Genomic DNA, 21,423 nt, shown 5'->3' on the forward strand with positions numbered 1-21,423 from the left:
TTGTATGCGTTGCTTTATGGAAGAGTGACCTTTAGGAAATCGACAATAATGCGTTGTCGTTCGATATTGTCTTCAACAACCAAAATACGACTGGGTTCAAGCCTCTATCCGATCCAAAGACCTGCCCCTATCCAAAATGTAGCCTACCTAAAATTATGTCGAACTTATCTCTAATGGTTAGCGTTGATCAAAAAAATGAAATTTCATCAAATTCTTTATAAATCTAGCATCGACTTTGACTTTAATTCGACAAAGCCAGTTCAATAATAGATCGCATCAATAGGTGAGGGTCGAATTATGAAAACTAAAATCATCGCGCTTGCAGCACTTCTCGGAGTTTTTACAACTCAAGTATCAACAGCTCAAGCAACAGAGCTGATCGGCCATGTTCAAGGGTTGAACAAACACAGTATTGTGGCTGAGGTGCCTGGCGTTGTTGAGATGAATAACCTTGAAGTGGGAGATGCTGTAAACCAACGGCAACTACTTGCTCAAATTAAAGCCGATGATTTTAGGTTTAGTGTTAACAAAGCGAAGGCCAATCTTGCGCTTGCAGAAGCGGATCTTGCATTACGGAAAGCAACCTATAACCGCTATCAAGCACTCATCAAAAAGAACAGCCTTTCAATAGGAGAGCTAGATACAGCACGTGCCGAGTTTCTTAGTGCCAAAGCGGCTGTTTCTGTTGCTCAAATTGACTATCAACAATCTCAAGTTGATCTCGAAAATACGCAAATTGAGTCTCTTATCTCGGGCTATATCTCTAACAAACCCGCGCAATCAGGCGCTTGGGTGAGTGAAGGTGATTTGCTCTATGAGGTGGTCAACATCGATAAAGTCACCTTGTCATTCATGGCGAGTGAGTATGACTTAAAGCATTTCACTGTAGGTCAGGAAGTGGTGGTGTGGTCTGAAACCAACCCAGAACTCAAGATGGAAGCGAACGTGCAGCGCATTGGTGTCGAGATGCAAAATTTGACCTACCCAGTCTTGGTCGAGATCACCAACCAAGGTCATCAATTTAAACCGGGTATGTCGGTGTACGCCTCGACAGAGCTTGCGGTGAAAAATGTCACAACAGCTCAAGCAACATCGGACTCGAACCAAGGTAAAGGGCAGTAGAGATGAACTTTTTAGCATACTTCGCGAATCGTCAATTTTTAGCTCGAATTATTACGGTAATGGTGTTGCTGACGGGTGTTATGTCGTTAATGCAGCTCAATTTACAAGAGTACCCTGATGTTGCGATGGATACGGCGGAAATCGAAACCATCTATCCCGGTGCAACGGCTCAAGATATTGAACTCAACATCACCAACCCGATAGAGAAAGAACTTCGCTCAGTGGATGGCATTGCCTATTTTTCGTCTGAATCATCAGAAGGGCGCTCTTTTATCGAGGTCGAATATCTACCCGGTGAAGACGCAGCGGTGATCTTGCGAGATATTCAGCAAGCGGTCGATCGAGTCGGAAACCTACCGAAAGATATAGATGCGCCACCGGTTGTGACTCAGCAGAAAACCTCTTCTTTGGATGTGTACCATTTTGGCGTTAGCCTATCAGACAGCAACACCGATCCCGCTTCACTACAGCATTACGCGTATCAGTTAGAAAAGAGAATCAACAACCTGGGGGGCGTTGGTGCCATCAAGCTTTCTGGCTTTAACGAACGAGAGTTTTGGGTTGAGGTTGACCCGGAAAAAGCACGCCGTTATCAAGTCGCCTTCAATGATGTCAGTACCGCGATAGAACAACACAACCTATCGCAATCGGGTGGTTTTGTAGAGTCGTGGAGCCAAGAGCAGAAGATCGTCACCATGACCAAAGTGGCCTCGACCGGTGATATTTCTGACATCGTAATCAAGGCGCTGGATTCAGGTCAGGTCGTGCGTGTGTCTGATGTGGCAACGGTGATTGATACCTTTGCGCGCGCAACTGAAGATTCTGTTTTGAGCGGGAAACCGGCGGTGATTTTCTCAATCACAAATAGTGGTAGTGCCGATGTGACTGCTACCATCGAAAGTATCAAAGCGTTGTTGGACAAAGAAAGCGAACGCATTGGCGATCAATTCATCTTCCAGACCAGCCTCGATCTTGGTAAAGACATGAGCGAGAAGTTCTCTATCGTGGCCACCAATGGCGCAATCGGTCTGGTGTTGGTTTTGCTGATCTTGAGTATGATTCTGCAACGACGCGTCGCCTTTTGGGTGTCGGTTTCTATCCCGTTTTGTGTGTTCGGTGTGATGATCGTTTTGCCTATTATGGGACTGAATTTAGACAGCATTACACTGGCTGCATTGTTGTTGGTGATCGGCATTATCGTTGATGATTCAGTGATCATCGCGGAAAGTATTTTTCAAGAAAAAGAAGCGGGTAAAAAAGGTGTCGATGCTGCGGTGTCGGGGACGCTAAAGGTGATCAAGCCATTGATGGCGAGCTTAGTAACCACTGCTTTAGTGTTTATCCCGATGCTATTTATTCCCGGCACTATGGGCAAGGCGGTTGCGGTGATTCCGATTACCGTAATCGCAGCGCTCGTGTTCTCATTCATTGAATGTACGCTCACGCTGCCTACACACTTGGCTTCTGCAAAAGAGAGCACCCAAAAATCTCAAGAAAAGGATCGATTTGAATGGATAGCTAAGCACTACCGTTCGCTGCTCAATCTTGCTCTGAACTACAAGAAGTCAGTGATTGGATTGGCGTTGGTTGGCTTCGCTGTTTCTGGCTTTTTGGTGTCTTCGTTGAAAGTAGATATCTTCCCAACAGAAGCGGGCAAATACATTGAAGTCTACACCGAAGTGAAGGCAGGTACGCCGCTAAGCAAGGTGCGAGCAGCTCATCAGTCGATAGAGCAAGCGATCGAATCCTTGCCGGAAACGGAATTGGTTAGCTATGAATTGGTTTACTCGTCACCGGTGTCGCAAGGCGTCATTAATCTAACGAACTTCGACCAGCGCAGCCGTTCAGCAGAACAGATTATTGCGGCACTTAATGAAGAGTTGAAAGTGGTGTCTGAAGGTATGTTTATTAAGTTCTCAATTGATGCTGGTGGTCCGCCTCCCGGTGAGCCTGTCGAGGTTCGAGTACTTGGCGGAACCGAGAGCGAACGCAATCAAACCGTGGATTTGGTGATGGCTTGGCTAGAAGATTACCAAGGAGTGACAAGCGTCAATCACAATGAGGCACTGAAAGATCCTCAGCTGAATATCGTTCCTCAATATCACTGGCTGGCGAAATACAACTTAACGGTGAGTGACTTATCGAATGCGCTGCGAGTCGGCTTTGACGGAAACAGCGTGACATCCACTTGGCTTGGTGATCAAGAGGTCGATATTCGTGTGGTATTGGACGAGCAATTCCGCGATATCGAGAAACTGAAAACGACTAAAATCTACACCGCAGATGGGCAGCAAGTACCGCTCAGTCGATTGGCAACGGTTGAACAGATAGAAATTCCGCGTCTGATTAAGCATTACAACGGGGAGCGTGAAGTGACGGTATCAGCGGCTTTATCTGACGAGAACATTAGCCCTGTCGCGTTATCCGATGAGCTAATCACAGAGCTCAACGGTCAATACCCATCGAACGTGACCATCAGCGTTGGCGGCGAAGCAGAAAGCACCAACGAAACCATGAGTGGTTTTATGGTGGTGTTCCCTGCGGCGATGGTGGCTATCTATTTCGTGTTGGCGGTGATGTTCAATTCACTGTTGCAACCACTGCTTATTATGGCGGTTATCCCGTTTGCGATCATGGCGTCATTGATGGCACTCGTGGTTCACATGCAGCCGATGTCTTTGTTTGGTTTGATTGGTGTTCTCGGCATGACAGGCGTGGTGGTCAACAACTCACTAGTGCTGATTAACCGAATCAACGAGCTAAGAACCGAAGGTTTAGAGGCAATAGACGCAGTAACTCAAGCCGCGGTCAGTCGCCTGCGTCCGATTGTGATGACATCACTGACCACGGTTGCTGGCTTGCTTCCTCTGGCGTATGGGTTAGGTGGAACGGACGTGTTTATGGGGCCGATGTCGCTTACGCTGGGCTATGGTCTGCTGTTCTCGTTGCCAGTCGTACTGTTGGTGATTCCAGCCATGTATGCGCTATTCTTTTCTAAAGGTTCGCCTGAACGAGCGAAGAGCAGTTCACAAGCGCAGCTCAAAACTAATCACAAAGGTTCGTGAAGCACGATTTTGTGACCTGTTGTGCAATAACTCATTTATCTTGAATTTGGCTCGATTAGGTATGCCATTTTATTTAAAGGTAAGGTTATAGTGTCGCAAAAATTTAGCGGTGATCTTTTTTCTAAAGGAAAAGGCTAACCTGCTAACAATATTACACGCACAACATATAGGTTTAGCAATGACGCTCAAAAGCTTGGCATGCACCATCAGCGCAGTTCTACTGGCTGGCTGTGGTTCGACGGTCGCGACGCAAACATACAACGCCGATCTGATCATCACCAACGGACAGGTTCTCACCATCAATTCAGAAATGTATGTGATTGAAGACGGTGTCGTAGTGGTGAAAGACGACCAGATTATCGCAGTCGGTAACGAGGATTTGATCACTCAATACCGCGCCGAAAAGGTGATTGATGCTCAAGATGGAATCGTTATGCCGGGCATGGTGAACGCGCACAACCATTTACCTATGATCGCGTTTCGTGGCTTAGGCGAAGAGGGTATTTCGAATCGCCTGTTTGCGTACTTCTTCCCTCTAGAAGCCGAAAAGCTAAGCCGTGAGCTGATTTACAACGCGACTAAGCTTGGCTCTATCGAATTGGCACAGAGCGGAGTAACCACTTACGCCGATATGTATTACCACATGGACGAAATGGCCAAGGCGACCAAAGAAGTCGGCTTACGCGCTGTGCTCGGCGAAACTGTGATTAAGTTCCCAGTGGTCGATGCCAAAGAACCTTATGGCGGCATTGAATACGCCAAAGGCTTTATCGAACAATACAAAAACGATGAACTAATCACGCCTGCGTATGCGCCACACGCGGTGTACACAGTCAGCAAAGATAAGCTACAAGAGATCAATAAACTGTCTGCTCAATACGATGTGCCGGTGTTAATTCACGTCGCTGAATTCCCGAATGAAGAAAAGCGTATCAAAGATGAAACCAAAGCGACATCACCAGTTGAATACATGGATGAAATTGGTGTGCTAGACGAGCGCGTAGTGATTGCTCACGGTATTCACCTTTCAGAGAACGACCAAAAGCTTCTTAAGCAAGCTGACGCGGGTATCTCATACAATCCAATGGCGAACGCTAAAGGCGCGACAGGCATTGCACCTGCTTGGGAGATGTATCGTGCCGACATGCGTATTGGCTTAGGAACTGACGGCCCAATGAGCTCAAACCAAGTCGATATCATGCGTACTCTAAGTTACGCAGCTAACATGCAGCGCTTAAAGCATTCAGACCGCACCATCATGATCCCTGAACAAGTCATTGAGATGGCGACATTAGGTGGTGCAAAAGCCCTACACATGGAAGACCAAATTGGTTCTCTGGAAGTGGGTAAAAAAGCGGACATCGTGATTGTAGAGACACAATCAGCGAACATGATGCCAAGTTACGACCCATACGCGACACTGGTTTATCAAGCGAACCCAAGCAACATAGACACCACGATTGTTAACGGCCAAATCGTAATGGAAAACCGCGTAATGCAGACGGTTCAACTGGATGATATCCGCCAAAGCGTCGATGAATTCGAAGCAGACATCACTGAGTTCGCGAAAGAGCTTTCTAAGAAGGCGATTAAGTCTAAGAGTTTGATGGATTAGTGATCAAATAATGAAGCTCTAAACTGCTTACACTAGGTATTTTTTCAAGATGGTTAGCTCTAACATTATAAGGAAATGAAGCTAACCACCTTAATGTAAACGCCTTATTTTTTCTAAAAAAGCCTCTCCCCAAATATCCAAAAAGTAGACTTGGCTCATGTTTCCAATGTGACCAATATTCAAGTCGAACGGTGATACAGCGAATGTATCACGATACTTTGTACTTGTTTAATTCCTGAGTTTTATAGTGGCGGCGAAAGCGAAAGCTCGTATCCTAATAAAACTATAAAGGTAAAAAATGAAAAGCCAAGTTCTACTTTGTTCTACTCTTATTGCCCTTTCTTCTATGCCCACTTTTGCTGGTGAAACTAAGTTAGACGTACGTTTTGGTCATAACACTGCGTCTGATATTCGCGACAGCCGAGTGAAATTCATGCACACCTTCGATACTGGTTTTTACTTCAGTGCGGAGGCCGCCCAGATCCATAACGACGGTTACTTTGCTGGTAACGATTCAAATGATGAAGACACTAATGGTCTAAAAGCCGCTGCGCAAGAATTTGAGGCGACATACAAGTTCGAAATCAATGAGCAGTGGTATTGGGCTCCGGGTCTTGTCACAGTGACAGCGCCAAATTGGACAGAATACCGTCCATACTTGAAGTTGGGTACAAGCTTCAAAAACGGAGTCTCTCTAACTGGTCGTTATCGTTATAACTGGTCCAACGATGCAAACGGGAAAGACTACTTGGATGGCAGTGGCACAACACGTGGTGCTTCGAATCAGTTTGATATCTGGCTATCTAAAAGCTTTGGTGATGTGGGGCTAATGTATAACCCGAGATACCGTTATCAAGACGGTGTTGACCAAGGCACTGGTCGAGATGATTACTGGGAGCATACTGTTATGGTTAACTATAAGGTTAATGAAACTTGGACGCCATACATGGAGCTAGTGTCTGTCGATGAAACTTACGTGGACTCTGACGGCAACCGAGAAAACGATTATGCAGTACGTTTAGGGTTTGTCATGAACTTGTAATTTGATGAATATACTGCGCATTCCTTGCCCATAATATCGTAGAAAACAAAGAGCAGCCTTAAGCGCTGCTCTTTTTGTATTTGGAGAACTGGAAAAGGGGGAGACTAAAAGGTCAGCAGTTCTTTACCAATTTGGTCTACGATTTGCAGTGAATGAATCTGAGACTCCCTACCATACAAAGAGATACCATCCACTTGCTCTTCTAGTGCTACGTTTTGGTGGCAAACCTGGTCGAGTGTTGAGCCTTGATGGCTTATTCCTACCACCTTCAGTCCCTTACGCTTAGCATTTTGCGCCATTTCTATTACAGCGTTGGTTTCACCAGACTTGCTGATCAATAGCAGAGTACCGAGTTCGGCACGGGTGAGCTGGTGAATATCTGTGATTACCAAGTGAGGTACGTTAGCTAAGGATAGAAATCGAGACAGGTAATTTACGCTAACGATGGATGCACCGCGTGAATACAGATATACCACAGGGGATAACTTCAATGTATTGGCAACCCCCGCAATTTGTTGCTGATTCATGTGACTTGAAGGTGTTGTCACATTTTGCTTGAGCTCATTAGAGAGTTTATACCTGAGTTCAGTGTAACTCGCGTAGCCCATCTTTTTGCAAACTCGATTTACCGATGTAGTTGTTGTTAAAGCCTTATTTGCAATGGTCTTAGCCGAAATTTCATGGAGCTCACTGGCGTGGCCGATCAAATACTCGTAAATCGCACGTTCTATACCTTGAAATGTGTTCATTGCTCTCAGCTATTATTTAAGAAACTATCAATATTACGCGCGAAAATGAGGCAAATTACCATGACTTCAATCACAGATGTATCGTGATACTTCGGTTGTACGATGAAACAGTGTCGGTACACATTCACGCTTCATATACTGGCCGCAGTTGATAAGAACAAGGTATTAAACCATGGCTAAGAAAAAACTGGTTGCAGTGACCGCTTGTCCTACAGGGATTGCGCACACCTTCATGGCAGCTAAAAAAATTCAGAGCTGGGCTGAAAAGCAAGGCTATGAAGTTAAAGTCGAAACTCAAGGTAGTGATGGTGTTAAAAACAAGCTGACAGCTCATGATATCGCTACCGCGGACGGCGTGGTATTAGCCGTTGATGTGCCAATTATGGACATGGAACGATTTGATAACGCGAACCCGCTACAAGTTCGTACCCAAGAGCTGATTAAACGTGTTGACGATTTACTGCCGACAGTTTTTCTACGTGGTAAAGAAAAGTCTGACGCTAATGTCGAAGTGCATGACGAAAAACGTTCCGCTTACCAGGTGGCTATTGGTCATATTATGACAGGTATAAGCTACATGTTGCCTGTGGTTGTACTTGGTGGGTTATTGATGGCCGTGGCGAAAATCACTGGCGAGTTCATTGATATTTCGGGAACACCAATTCAAACGCTCGATAAGCTTGGTTTCATGACAATTAAGTTTATGTATCCAATCTTTGCCGGATACCTTGCTTATTCGATTGCGGGTAAACCTGCACTTATTCCAGCCTTTATTGGCGGTTTGATGACCGATGAGCCTTACAAACGATTTTTCGACCTGGAAGGGTGGGCGCCATCAGGCTTCTTCGGTGCCATTGCTATTGGTTTCCTTGTGGGCTATTTGGTCCGTTACCTTAACGATGTGATTCGAGTAAGAACGGATCTTACGACTCTAAAAACCATGCTGTTAGTGCCAGCAGTAACTGGCGTGGTGATGGTGTTAACCATGGAGTACGTGATTAATCCGTTCTTTGGTGCTTTAAACCTTGCAATGATTAACGTGTTCACCGAAGCCGGCGACGCAGGTCGAGGTATTTACTCGATGGTAATTGCTGCAGGTACTGCTTTTGACTTAGGCGGTCCGATCAACAAAGCCGCAGGTTCAGTAGCACTTGGTCTTAACGGGATGGGAGAAGGTTTCGACCTAATTGCCCGTGAGCTGGGAATTGTTATCCCACCGATTGGCGTTGGCTTGGCTGCGATGCTAGACGGTAAATTCCGTAAACGTGTATTTACCCCAGAGGAGCAAACGGTCGGTAAGACGTCTCTAATGCTTGGCATGATTGGTATTTCAGAAGGTGCGATCCCCTTCATTCTTAAGAACCCTAAGATGATCCCAATTATGATCCTTGGCTCAATCATAGGTACTCAACTTGCGGTTGTCCTCAATGTTTTCCAAAGCTTACCGCTACCAGCTGTTTGGGGGTGGTTCCTATCATCAGACCCAATTAGCTACACCTTATCCGTGTTCGTTGGTTCAGGGTTTATTGCCGTCGCATTACTGTTATGCACCAAACCTCAGCCGAGTAATGCTTAATTAAGCGTCCTCATCATTTGAAATTTAATGGGGGAAGTGACCGCTTCCCCTCAATTGAAAATTTAGATAAGTCGAGATAAATCAATGGCTAAAATTCATGTAATTCCACATACGCACTGGGATCGTGAGTGGTATTTTACTCAGCAAGACAGTGACGTTTTGGCTACGTATAACTTCACTAAAGTTATCGAAACGTTGGAAACTCAGCCTGAGTACAGTTGTTATCACTTAGATGGTCAATCATCTATCGTTGAGGATTATCTTAAAGTCCTGCCGCACATGCGTGATCGCTTGGCACAACTCGTTTCTGATAAGAAGCTATTTATAGGACCTTGGTATACACAGACCGATACCTATAATGTGGCGGGTGAGTCGATCATTCGTAATCTTAAATACGGTATGCATATTGCGGAAAGTTTAGGGCATAGCATGAAGGTGGGTTACCTACCTGATACGTTTGGCCACAACGCACAAATGCCGACTTTGTTTAAAGGCATGGGAATCGATAACATTATTTTCTGGCGCGGAATTGATTATGACCAACAGGTAGAGCGTTCTAATTTTAATTGGCGTTCTGCGGGCGGGGATGTGATTTATGCTTATAACCTTGTCCATGGTTATGGCGCAGCTAAAAACATGGTGGCGACCCCTGATCATCTAGACAAGAAAATCTTCCCAATGGTCGAGAAAATCAAATCTCTTTCTGGCTTGAGTGAAGTGCTTATTCCATCTGGTGGCGATCAGGTGAATATTGATCCTGAGCTCCCTAAAACGTTACAAGCTGCCTCGCATCGCTCACCTGAGCAAGACGTATATGCGATCTCTTCTATGGAAGCATTTGTTGATGTTTTACGCGATAACAGCGATAGCTTTGAGACTTATAAAGGTGAATTTAAAGCTCCGCGTTATGCTCGAATTCATAAGACGATCGGCTCAGTTAGATATGACATTAAAAAGCTAAATTTCGATATAGAGCAGTTTTTGATTAAGAAGCTTGAAGTTGTCATCGCAATTGCGAAAGCACAAGGTATTACTGTCCATACAGAGCTGATAGATATCGCTTGGAAGAAGATTCTTGAGTGTCATGCGCACGATAGTATTGGTGGCTGCAATAGTGATGCGACCAATGCCGATATTATGCATCGCTTAAAGCAGGCTCAAGAAATTTGCCACGGTTTGTATAACCTTGTTATCAAAGAGATTGCTAGTAGCTGCCATGATAATGAGTTGATGTTGTTCAACGGCCAAATTAAACCATACACAGGGCTTGTTAAGGCCGTGGTATTTAGTTCGCATGAAAACATCGCAATCTCAGATGGCAACGAACAATGTGCTATCGAAGTGATAAAGCGCGAGACGTTAGATGGTGGCAAGGTTATTGAAGTTACCAAAGACGGTGAAAAAGAGGTTGCGGTTCCTCCTTACTATCGTTTCGAGTTGAATATCTCAGTTAATGACTTACCAGCGATGGGATACCAAGTATTTGAAGTACAGCCATGTGACGTGATCAATCGTCAAGTGGAAGTACGTAAGCAAATCTCGATTGAAAATGAAGTAATGATGCTGACGTGTGAGGGAAGCCAACTTCAGTTAGTCGATAAAAAGGCTAATCGCGTTATTCCTCGACTTCTTACATTTGAAGAACAAGCTGATGATGGCGACTCCTATGATTTCTCACCGCTGCGAGGAGATACACCGTTATATAACCACGCTATTGAGCTTATCGAAACGCGGGTAGGTGAAACTGAGCAAGTGATGTTAGTGCGCGCGACACTCGATATTCCATTTGATCTTAGCGCCCGAACTGCGAATCAGAACGATCATCAGGCGACGTTTGAAATTAGCTTAACGCTTAGCCATGGCAGCGAGCAGCTAATAGTCAACATCACAACGATCAACCAGGCGAAAGATCACCGTGTGCGTGTGTTAGTTAATTCTGACGTTCAATCAAACACCTCGATTAGCACCCAGCCATTTGCATTGATGGAGCGTTCAATTGCGCCGTCAATTGAAGGTTGGAAGGATAAGTTCCGAGAGTGCCCTATTGATATCGAAACCACAGAAGGTGCAGTGGCGTTAGCTGAGCCAAATAAAGCCGTTGTGATTAATGGTAGTGGGCTTAAAGAGTTTCAAATCATCAAGGGGCAACACTCAGACAAAATCGCGCTCACCCTATTCAAAGGTACAGGTGTACTTGGTAAAGATGACTTAGCGTGGCGACCAGGTCGTGCTTCTGGCATCAATAATACCGTAGTACACACTCCTGATGCACAACTTCAAAAATCCATGCAATTTAGTTTTGCTTTGGCGTTAACGAAAGATGCTCAACACAACACAATTCGTCGGTTAGAGCGCGAATACCTTGACGCACCATTTAGCTATCAAAAGCAAACGTTGAACAGTTTCGAGAATCGATTAGAGCGCTTCCAAGTTCGATTTGATTCACGTGAGCGTTTGGCTTCATTTAACCTGCTTTCACTCAAACAGCCGCTTGAACTATCAAGTATCGGGCACTCGTTCTATAAGAAAGATGCGGTGATCATTCGATTGTTTAACCCTACGCCTTCAGTCGTTGAACTAGAACTAAATGCGTTTGAACAGTTTCAGCAAGTTGAGCTGGTGGATTACCGAGAACAGCCAAAAACGTACGCAGACTCAACAAGCGTTGAGAGTATTCCTAAAGCCGTTGTTCAACCAAACAACAGCATCGATTTACGCGTAACGTTTGCCGTTGCTCAATAAGGACAAAGATATGATTGAAAAAATACTCTTCAACAAAGTCGCCGATATTTATGGTGAAGAAGAAGCACACTCGGTAACGCAAGAGATCTTAGCCTTAATTGAGAAATGGAAGCCAAGTGCTCCACAATACACACCGTGGGTTGATGAGAATACATCTTACCTGATTACTTACGGTGACAGCTTTGCTCGTAACGACGAAAAAACATTGAGCAGTATGAAAATTTTTGCTGATAAGTACCTAAAAGACTCAATCAGCAATATCCATATTCTACCTATGTTTCCGTACACCTCTGATGATGGCTTTAGTGTGGTCGATTACCGAAAGGTCGACGAGAAGTTGGGTGACTGGGAACACCTCAATGCTTTGTCTGAGAACTTTGATTTGATGTACGACTGTGTGATCAATCACATCTCAAAAAGCAGTGATTGGTTTCAAGGTTACTTAGCAGGTGATACGCAATACCAAGATTACTTTGTTGAGTCTGACCCAAGCCTAGACTACTCGAGTGTTACGCGCCCCCGCGCTTTACCGCTCCTGACACCGTTTAGTAAGGCTTCGGGGGAGACATCTCATGTGTGGACTACTTTCTCTGAAGACCAAATTGATATCAACTTCCGAAGCTCGAAAGTGTTGCTAGAAAGTATCGATATTTTATTGATGTATGCAGTAAACGGCGGCCGTTCAATACGCCTAGATGCCATCGGTTTTATCTGGAAAGTAATAAATACAACGTGTATTCACTTGCCGGAAGCACATCAGATTATCCAGCTATGGCGAATCATCTTTGATGAGACGGTTCCTGGCGCGTTACTAATCACTGAAACAAATGTGCCACACAAGGAAAATATTTCGTATTTCGGACAAGGAAATGAAGCACACATGGTGTATCAGTTCCCGCTTCCGCCTTTGACTCTGCATGCATTCATGAGTCAAAACAGTTCTGTATTGACCGAATGGGCGAAAGGCCTAACCGAAGAAGCAATGGCTTCACTGCAGCAAGGGAATAAGACAACTTACTTTAACTTCCTTGCGAGCCATGACGGTGTCGGTGTTCGTCCAACGGAAGGGATCCTGACCAATGAAGATCGTTTGTTAATGTGTGAACAGGTTGAGCGTAAAGGTGGTCGCGTAAACTATAAAAACAACAGTGACGGGTCTCAGTCTCCTTATGAGTTGAATATCAATTACTTAAGTGCATTAACTGAAGCTTCCGATAGTGATGATGAGAAAGCGAGAAAATTCTTGGCGGCTCAATCTATCTTGCTTTCATTTATTGGTGTGCCTGCGATTTACTATCACAGTTTACTGGGCAGTGAGAATGATATTAACGGGATGGTTGAATCGGGTATTAACCGCAGAATCAATCGTGAGAAGTTCGATTTAGACGAGTTAGAGGCGGAGCTAGCCGAAGCAGGCTCATTGCGCCAACAAGTTTATAGCCAGATGGTTGAGTTGGTGAAGCTGCGTAAAACTCAACCTGCATTTTCTCCACTTATGAGCCAAAAAGTTCTAGACCTAGGTGAAAAGGTGTTTGCATTGCAGCGCGGCGAAGGAGATGAATCTATTCGCTTTGCTCTGAACTTAAGTGAGGTCCCACAAGAGGTTCGCCTTGATGCTGGTGGTTATGACTTGATTAGTCGTGAGCAGTTAGCAAATGTCTTTATATTGAAACCGTTTCAATTTGTTTGGCTGAAGAGTCATAAGGAATAGCGCATGAAATTATCTAACCTAACGTCCGAAAGCTTAATTCTGTTAGATGCGGTGTTCGATGACCGATTTGCAGCTATTAACGCATTGACTGACAAGATCGACCAAGCTGGCAAATTAACAAATAAACAGCAGTTTTTAGATGCTGTATTGCATCGTGAAGAAGAGGGGCCAACAGCTCTGGGTGAGTACTTAGCGGTCCCTCACGGTAAATCTCCGGCGGTTATTGAGCCTGTGTTTGCCTGTGCTTTCGTTAAAGATGAATTGATGTGGCAAGGTATTGATGGTGATGAGCCCGTCAATATGATCTTCTTGATTGCGATCCCGCCAGCAGAAGCTGGATCTACGCACATGGAAGTGTTGACGACATTGACGTCTTCTCTTGTAGACGATGATTTCCGTGATGAGTTACTAGCCGCGAATTCGACTCAACAGATTATGAAGTTGCTCGGTTCAGAAGACGACTGTTCTCAAGGCGCGAACAATACTCACAGTGAAGCAAAGTCAGACTCTGAATCTCAGAAGCAAGAAGAGCCGGAAATGGCGAAGGACATTAGTCAAATAGCCTACCCAGTAGTTTTAGGTGTTGGCCTGGTCATTTCAGCGTTTTTGTTCTTACTGCTCTAGAGTGAATACCTTCGATGAAAATAGTGATTGCTCCAGATTCATTTAAAGAGTCACTGACAGCTAAGCAGGTCTGTGAATGCATTGAACAAGGTTTTGTTCACGTATTTCCACAAGCTGAATACGTACACCTTCCTCTCGCCGATGGTGGTGAGGGAACGGTTGACGTATTGATGCAAGGTTTAGAGGGCGAGATAAGACTTTCGCCAGTGACCGGGCCGCTAAAGTTAGATTCACTCGACTGTGGTGTGACGGCTCAATGGGCGCTACTTGATAACGGCAGTACTGCCTTAATTGAAGTGGCGGCGGCATCAGGCTTAGATCTGCTCGATGTTTCTCAACGTAACCCTGCAGTGACCACTACCTATGGTACTGGCGAGCTCATATGTGAAGCATTAGATCTAGGTGTGAGCAAAATAATGCTTGGCCTCGGTGGTAGTGCAACCAACGATGGTGGGGCTGGTATCGTACAGGCTTTAGGTGGAAAGCTACTGGATCGAGAAGGAAACGAATTACCAAAAGGCGGTGCTGCGCTTTCTAATCTTGCCCGCATCGATTTGTCTGGTGTTCACCCCCGTTGTAAGCAAGTGGAATTCATAGTGGCATGCGATGTTGCGAACCCACTTGTTGGGGGGAATGGAGCTAGTGAGGTGTTTGGTCCTCAAAAAGGAGCGTCTCCAAGTTTGATTGCTGAATTAGAGCGTTGTTTATCTAACTTTGCCAAGGTTGCTTTCTCAATAACTGGTGTCGACCGTTGTTCTAGCGCTGGGTTTGGAGCGGCGGGTGGCACCCCTTTGGGTGTCTCCTTGTTATTTGATGTTCAAATTAAGCCTGGAATTGAGATGATTTTAGATGCGTTAGACGCTGATAAAGTTCTAGAACAGGCTGATCTGGTGATTACGGGCGAAGGTCAAATGGATAACCAAACCCTGCAAGGTAAAACGCCATTTGGCATTGCTAAGCGAGCTAAGGCGAAGTCGATTCCAGTGATTGGAATTGCAGGTTCTTTAGGTTCTGAAATCGATGATTTATACGCCACAATCGACAGTGCTTTTGCCACTGTTCGCTCACCACAAAGCCTTGAACAAGTGCTTCAAGAGGCGAGCGTGAACGTGACTCAAACATCTCGAAATATCGCTGCTACTCTCAAGTTGGGTGCGTCAATGATTAATGCTAAGTAGTTGACTAAGTTTGATTACTTGCAAGTGATACAAAGAAATATCTATGTCTTTATTTAAATTAGATAATGTTATTCAGCATTATCCGTGGGGAAGTAAACAGTCTATTTCTGAGCTGTTTGATATTCAAAATCCTAATTCTGAGCCTCAAGCTGAAATTTGGATGGGGGCTCACCCTAGAGGCTGCTCAAGAGTTGCTGATACAGGCCAGCTGCTATCGGAGGTTTTAAGCCAAGACAGCAAGGGAATGTTTGGGGAATACACTGAAGCAAGGTTCGGTGAACTACCTTATTTGTTTAAAGTTCTCGCGGCAGAAACCCCTCTATCGATACAAGTACACCCAAGTAAGAAAAAGGCTCAGCTTGGTTTTGAACGAGAGAATAAGCTAGGCATTAGTTTGGATGCATCGAATCGAAACTACAAAGATCCTAACCATAAACCTGAGCTGGTTTATGCGCTGACTTTCTACAAAGCGATGAATGGTTTTAGGCCTATTCCGCAAATTATAGAGCTGTTTAAAGAAGCAGAAATTAGCGCACTGGATATTGAGATCTCAGCACTAGCAATTAGTCCCAACAGCGAAGGCTTGAAAGTGTTTTTTACCTCGGTGATGACACTTGAAGGTGAGCGAAAAAAGTCAGCGCTAGAGCAGCTGTATTCGGCTTATGAACGTAGACCGAAGACTGCTATGGGGCGAGAAGCTTTACAGTACAGCAAAGGCTTTGAACAGCATTATGTCGATGATATTGGTTTATTTTCGCCACTCATGTTGAACACAATCGAGCTTGCACCGGGTGAGGCAATGTTTTTGCATGCCGAAACCCCGCATGCTTATATCGAAGGTACTGGGCTAGAGATTATGGCGAACTCAGATAATGTGTTACGTGCAGGTCTCACTCCTAAGTTTATCGATGTACCTGAATTGATTGATAATACGTGTTTTGAAACGACGGATATCGAAGGCATCAAACTGAAACCTATCGAGAAAGAAGACAAGTTGAGTTTCCCTATACCTGTTGATGATTTCGGCTTCGACATCTTGTCAGTGAACGAAGAGGTCAGCCAACAGTATCTACGGAGCGCAGAGATTTTATTTTGTATCGGTGGTGAGGTAACGGTTTCAACTAAAGAGCACAAGTTAATGCTGAGTTCAGGTGAGTCAGTGTTCATCAGTAACGATGCTGGAATGTATGAATATCAGGGACAGGGAATACTTGCTCGAGCGTACAACTGAGTCGAAATTTGCCTAGTCGAAAAGCATCCAGTTGTTATCACTCAATTTCTCTAGTGACACAAGAAAGGCCGACATCACGTCGGCCTTTTGCTTTCTGGTGAGTTCAAAACATCGAAACGCTAGTTATTCATCGCCAGCTTACCGAGCTTCATCGCGGCGGCGTGGTGGCGGTGCATCAGTTGCTCCATGTCTACGCCGATCACAGCACCATCGTTAACGCGCCATTTTCCCGCTACCATCACTCTATCCGCTTGTTGCGCACCACAAAGTAGTAATGCAGCCAGTGGGTCGTGACTGCCAGAGAAACGAATATCATCGAGCTTGAACATCGCGATGTCGGCTTGTTTTCCGACTTCTAGTGTACCAATGTCGGTTCTACCCATTGCGGCGGCTGAGCCCGATGTCGCCCAGCGCAGTGCGTCGAAGTGTGAAACATTGGCAGAGCCATATTGCAGGCGTTGTAAGTACATCGCCATGCGGACTTCGGCAATCATGTTGGAACCGTCATTCGAGGCTGAACCATCCACTCCCAGTCCGACTTTAACTCCTGCCGCTTCAAGGTCGTTGTTTTTACAAATACCGGAAGCCAACATCATATTGGAGGTTGGGCAGTGGCTGATACCAATACCTGCTTTACCCAAGCGCTTGATCTCTTCTGGATTGAAGTGAATACCATGAGCAAGCCAAGTGCGTTCGTTGAGCCAGCCTACATCTTCCAGATAATCGACAGGGCGCAAGCCAAACTTCTCGATACAGAAGTCTTCTTCATCGAGCGTTTCGCATAGGTGCGTGTGCATCATCACGTTTTCACGTTCGCTGATTTTGGCTGTCTCTTTCATCAGGTCGGTAGTGACCGAGAATGGCGAACAAGGCGCGAGTGCGATTTGAATCATCGCCCCTTCATCACGCTGGTGGTAATCACGAATCAAGCGTTGGCTATCGTCGATGATGGTCTGTTCGGTTTGAATGGTGTGTCGTGGCGGTAACCCACCGTCATCTTCCCCTAGGCTCATGGAGCCGCGCGTAAATATCGCTCTCACGCCAAGCTTCTCTGCGGCCTCGACTTGTAAATCGATGGCGTGTTCAAGCCCGTTTGGCAGTAAGTAATGGTGATCAGAGGCGGTGGTACAGCCCGACATCATTAACTCAACCAGCGCCAGCTCTGTAGCTAGGCTCATCATCTCAGAATCTAGGTTGGCCCAAACAGGGTAGAGACTTTGTAGCCAATGGAAGAGTTCTTTATTGAGTGCGCCAGGGTAGGCACGCGTTAGGGTTTGATAGAAGTGGTGGTGCGCATTGATAAGCCCAGGAGTCACAACATGACGAGAAGCGTCGACGCTGTAATCAACGGGTAAGGTCGGTTCTTTGTGTTTACCAACCAGCTCAATGATTTTATTACCTTTAATGACAATTCCGCCTTCTGCATCAGCCAGTGAGCCAGTGTAGATTGCGAGAGGATTCTTAATCCAGATGGTTTCCATTCATAGTAGTCCTTAGCCATCTCAGCCTTTTCAGGGAAGAGGGTCTTTATTTGGTATTTGTAGTTAAAAGATAAATTCGAATCAGGGTCGTTAAAACGTTTAATGCTCTAATCAGCCCTGATCCTACGGAAATCGGTTTTACGTTAATCAGTGGACCAGCTAGTTCGCTTTGGGCTCAGGGTTATCTGATGCCGCTTGAACGTCTGCTTCTGTACTTGCTTGTTGAATCTCTAATTGTTCGTCTGCTTGAAGCGCTTCTTCAGCTTGTTCTTTCATTTCTAACTCAACTTGCGCTTGGCTCTCGGCTAACGCTTCTTGCTCTTCTGCTCGTGAAGATTTCGGCAGAATAAGGTTCAGCAATACCGTCATAATAGTACCGGTAGTGATGCCTGAGTGAAGAAAATTCGCCAAATCATGTGGCAAGTGTTGCAGCAATCTTGGTTCGAAAGTGACGGCTAAACCAGACGCTAAACCGACACAGATTACCAAGGCATTTCGCTTGGTGTCTGCGGCCTTGATCAACATGCGGATACCCGCGTAAGCGATCATACCGAACATCACAAAGCCTACACCACCCAGAACAGGTTTCGGAATTGTGACGGCAATGGCGGCTAATTTCGGGAATAAACCGCCTAAAATCAACAAACCACCGGTAGCTGCTACAACATAGCGACTTGCTACGCCTGTGATACCCACAATACCGACGTTTTGACTGAATGATGCCAGTGGCATTGCCGTTAAAATTGAAGATAAGGTACTGCCAAGGCCATCGCCTAGAAGACCACGTTTTAAGTCTTTACCGGATACTTGGGTTTGGCAGTTGTTACCGAGTGCCATGAAATCACCCGTTGCTTCAGCGATAACCACGATGTACACCAAGCTCATGCTGATGATGGCACTCGCAGAAAAGGTGAAGCCATATTTGAAGGGTTCAGGTCCGCCCACCCAAGCGGCAGAGCTGATTTGCTCAAGGTCGACCATGCCGAGCGATAGCGCCACAATGTAACCGCCCGCTAAACCAATCACGATAGCTGAAGCGGCAACCGCGCCTTTACAGTAAACCGATACGCCGACTACGATGCCCAAAGAGACCAGTGCTAGAAACAGCTTTGGTAGTGTGGCGAATTGTTCCGTGTTGGCAGGGGAGTCTCCGACCCAATTCATGGCAACCGGTAAAATGGTTAAACCGATTAAGGTAACCACAACACCACTTACCACGGTTGGAAACAGCTTCCGAACCTTGTCCATGTAGAAGCTGGCACCAATTACCACGAACGAGCCGATAAGCGCTGAGCCCATAATGGCAGCAACACCACCTTCGTTACCAATCGAGATAGCGACACCCAAAAAGGCAAAGCTTGAACCCATCACAACGGGCAGTCGAATACCGACAGGGCCGAAACCAAGACATTGAGCGACGGTCACAATACCAGACGCCAATAACGCAGCATTGATCAGCGAGACGATCTCTGTGTTAGGCAAGCCGATAGAAGCGCCGACAATAAGGGGAACAGCGACGATGCCACCAATCGAGGCGAGCATGTGTTGCAGTGCGAGTAGGAGGGTTAGCCCATGAGGCGGTCTTTCATTTAGGGTGTACAGAAGTTTCATTTGATATTCCTCTGCCTGCGTTTCCGTTTACAGGCGATTGGCGGTCAAATAATGACTTCTACAAACTGCGTAGGGTCATAAAAAAGGTGCACTAAAGGAACGGATTGCTTGTGCGTTCCGCTGATTAGCACAATTAGCTTTTTCTTTAAAATGTTGTTGTAACCTGTTTCTTGATAGCTCGGCCTGCGAACAGGCCAAGCGATAGTTACGTTTGGTGATTAGCCGATGAACACTAGCTTAGCGATGAAGATAGCCGCTAGGAAGTACATCGAAATTGAGACATCTTTTGTTTTACCTGTCGCCAGTTTCAGCACTGTGTAGGTAATGAAACCCAGTGCGATACCATTCGCGATAGAGAACGTCAGTGGCATCATTAATGCGGTAATGGCTGCAGGTGCACCGTTGGTAAAGTCTTTCCAATCAACGTGTTGCATGCTGCTCATCATCACGAACGCCACGTAAATCAGCGCGCCAGAGGTTGCGTAAGCTGGGATCATGCCTGCAAGTGGAGATAGGAAAATCGCCGCTAAGAACAACACACCAACCACAATCGCAGATAGGCCAGTTCGTGCGCCTGCTGCAACGCCCGCTGCACTTTCTACGTAACTGGTTACTGGCGGACAACCCACACACGCACCAGCCACGCTTGAGATACTGTCGGCTTTCAGCGCTTTGCTTAGACCTTCGATCTTGCCTGTTTCAGGGTTGGTTAGGTTTGCACGCTCAGCCACGCCCATCAAAGTACCCGCGGTATCGAACATGTTTACAAAAAGGAAAGCCAAGATAACGCTGATCATCGAAACATCGAGTGCACCCATAATGTCCATTTTTAGGAATGTAGGCGCTAAACTTGGTGGCGCCGCGAAGAAGCCGTTGTAATGCACTAAGCCAAGCATCATACCGACAAGCGTTACACTCAAAATACCGATCAGCACCGCACCAAAGACTTTACGCTCACTGAGAACTGCGATGATAAGGAACGCGATAGCCGCCAGTAGCGCTTCTGGTTTAGTGAAGTCACCTAGTGAGACCAAAGTTGCTGGGTTTTCGACGACGATGCCTGCTGTTTTTAAGCCAATCAGACCCAAAAACAAGCCAACACCCGCTGTCATGGAATAACGCAGACTCACTGGGATACTTTCAATTATCCATTGGCGGACTTTGTAGAAGCTCATCCCGACGAACAAGATACCGGAGATAAACACCGCACCCAGTGCCACTTCCCAGCTGTAGCCCATTTCGCTTACTACTGTGAACGAGAAGAAGGCGTTCAAGCCCATGCCCGGCGCAAGTCCGACAGGCCAATTCGCAAATAGTCCCATTAACAAACAACCGATCGCAGCACCAATACAGGTCGCGACGAATACCGCGCCTGAATCCATGCCTGAAGCGGCCATGATTTGTGGGTTAACGAAGATGATGTAAGCCATGGTTGCGAAGGTGGTGACACCACCGACTAACTCATTCTTTACGCTACTTCCGTGGGCCTTAATTTTAAAAAACTTCTCTAAAATTCCGTTGTTCGCATCTTGGTTGAGTATTTCTGTTTTACTCTCACTCATGTCAGCAAGTCCTTTTATGTTGTGATCCATTTATTGAATACAGCGAGATTTCAATATTAAGTTTTAAGGTTTTTTCCTAGCCGCTATTTCTTTAGTTATCTGTTGTTTAGTCAT

The 21,423-nt window shown here is 45.8% G+C and carries 14 protein-coding genes; 10 read left to right on the forward strand and 4 right to left on the reverse strand.

The genetic code is table 11. The features are described 5' to 3' along the window. The first annotated feature begins 297 nt into the window (after positions 1–297). The 4 genes from MSG34_RS04555 (at position 298) to MSG34_RS04570 (ending at position 6,844) form a co-directional block, all read left to right on the forward strand. Entirely contained in the window at positions 298–1,122 is an 825-nt protein-coding gene (locus MSG34_RS04555) for an efflux RND transporter periplasmic adaptor subunit (RefSeq protein ID WP_248336405.1), read from the forward strand. Between the two features lie 2 nt (positions 1,123–1,124). Beyond that, complete coding sequence (locus MSG34_RS04560; protein ID WP_248336406.1) at positions 1,125–4,187, forward strand: efflux RND transporter permease subunit; 3,063 nt, start codon at positions 1,125–1,127, stop codon at positions 4,185–4,187. 178 nt (positions 4,188–4,365) lie between these two features. Beyond that, complete coding sequence (locus MSG34_RS04565) at positions 4,366–5,802, forward strand: amidohydrolase (protein ID WP_248336407.1); 1,437 nt, start codon at positions 4,366–4,368, stop codon at positions 5,800–5,802. Positions 5,803–6,100: 298 nt separating this feature from the next. Then, entirely contained in the window at positions 6,101–6,844 is a 744-nt protein-coding gene (locus tag MSG34_RS04570; protein WP_050647492.1) for an oligogalacturonate-specific porin KdgM family protein, read from the forward strand. Between the two features lie 104 nt (positions 6,845–6,948). On the opposite strand, the gene MSG34_RS04575 is transcribed toward MSG34_RS04570, so the two are convergent. Beyond that, positions 6,949–7,593, reverse strand: coding sequence for a MurR/RpiR family transcriptional regulator (locus tag MSG34_RS04575; protein WP_050647491.1), 645 nt, complete (start codon positions 7,591–7,593; stop codon positions 6,949–6,951). Positions 7,594–7,765: 172 nt separating this feature from the next. On the opposite strand from MSG34_RS04575, the gene MSG34_RS04580 reads away from it, so the two are divergent. The 6 genes from MSG34_RS04580 to manA all read left to right on the forward strand — a co-directional run bounded on the left by MSG34_RS04580 (position 7,766) and on the right by manA (position 16,655). Then, positions 7,766–9,169 carry a fructose-specific PTS transporter subunit EIIC gene (locus MSG34_RS04580; protein WP_048611837.1) on the forward strand — a complete coding sequence of 468 codons (1,404 nt, stop codon included), beginning with the start codon at positions 7,766–7,768 and terminating at the stop codon, positions 9,167–9,169. Positions 9,170–9,253: 84 nt separating this feature from the next. Further along, complete coding sequence (locus MSG34_RS04585) at positions 9,254–11,911, forward strand: glycoside hydrolase family 38 C-terminal domain-containing protein (protein WP_248336408.1); 2,658 nt, start codon at positions 9,254–9,256, stop codon at positions 11,909–11,911. A 10-nt stretch (positions 11,912–11,921) separates the two neighbouring features. After that, positions 11,922–13,622: a sugar phosphorylase gene (locus MSG34_RS04590; protein ID WP_248336409.1), complete on the forward strand. Its 1,701-nt coding sequence runs from the start codon at positions 11,922–11,924 to the stop codon at positions 13,620–13,622. Between the two features lie 3 nt (positions 13,623–13,625). Continuing rightward, on the forward strand, positions 13,626–14,246 hold the full coding sequence (locus tag MSG34_RS04595; protein WP_048611831.1) for a fructose PTS transporter subunit IIA: 621 nt from the start codon (positions 13,626–13,628) through the stop codon (positions 14,244–14,246). Positions 14,247–14,260: 14 nt separating this feature from the next. Beyond that, positions 14,261–15,424 (forward strand): glycerate kinase, encoded by a 1,164-nt coding sequence (locus MSG34_RS04600; RefSeq protein WP_248336410.1) that lies wholly within the window; start codon positions 14,261–14,263, stop codon positions 15,422–15,424. Positions 15,425–15,467: 43 nt separating this feature from the next. After that, positions 15,468–16,655 (forward strand): mannose-6-phosphate isomerase, class I, encoded by a 1,188-nt coding sequence (manA, locus tag MSG34_RS04605; protein ID WP_248336411.1) that lies wholly within the window; start codon positions 15,468–15,470, stop codon positions 16,653–16,655. A gap of 119 nt (positions 16,656–16,774) precedes the next feature. Here the strand turns inward: manA and MSG34_RS04610 are convergent, their stop codons facing one another. The 3 genes from MSG34_RS04610 to MSG34_RS04620 all read right to left on the reverse strand — a co-directional run bounded on the left by MSG34_RS04610 (position 16,775) and on the right by MSG34_RS04620 (position 21,309). After that, entirely contained in the window at positions 16,775–18,136 is a 1,362-nt protein-coding gene (locus MSG34_RS04610) for an 8-oxoguanine deaminase (protein ID WP_248336412.1), read from the reverse strand. A gap of 159 nt (positions 18,137–18,295) precedes the next feature. Continuing rightward, positions 18,296–19,747 carry a nucleobase:cation symporter-2 family protein gene (locus tag MSG34_RS04615; protein WP_048613967.1) on the reverse strand — a complete coding sequence of 484 codons (1,452 nt, stop codon included), beginning with the start codon at positions 19,745–19,747 and terminating at the stop codon, positions 18,296–18,298. 218 nt (positions 19,748–19,965) lie between these two features. Further along, positions 19,966–21,309 carry an NCS2 family permease gene (locus MSG34_RS04620; RefSeq protein WP_048611821.1) on the reverse strand — a complete coding sequence of 448 codons (1,344 nt, stop codon included), beginning with the start codon at positions 21,307–21,309 and terminating at the stop codon, positions 19,966–19,968. Positions 21,310–21,423 lie beyond the last annotated feature (114 nt).

It is taken from the genome of Vibrio sp. 1CM2L, from assembly GCF_023161695.1.
In the GTDB taxonomy this organism is placed as follows: Bacteria; Pseudomonadota; Gammaproteobacteria; order Enterobacterales; family Vibrionaceae; genus Vibrio; species Vibrio coralliirubri.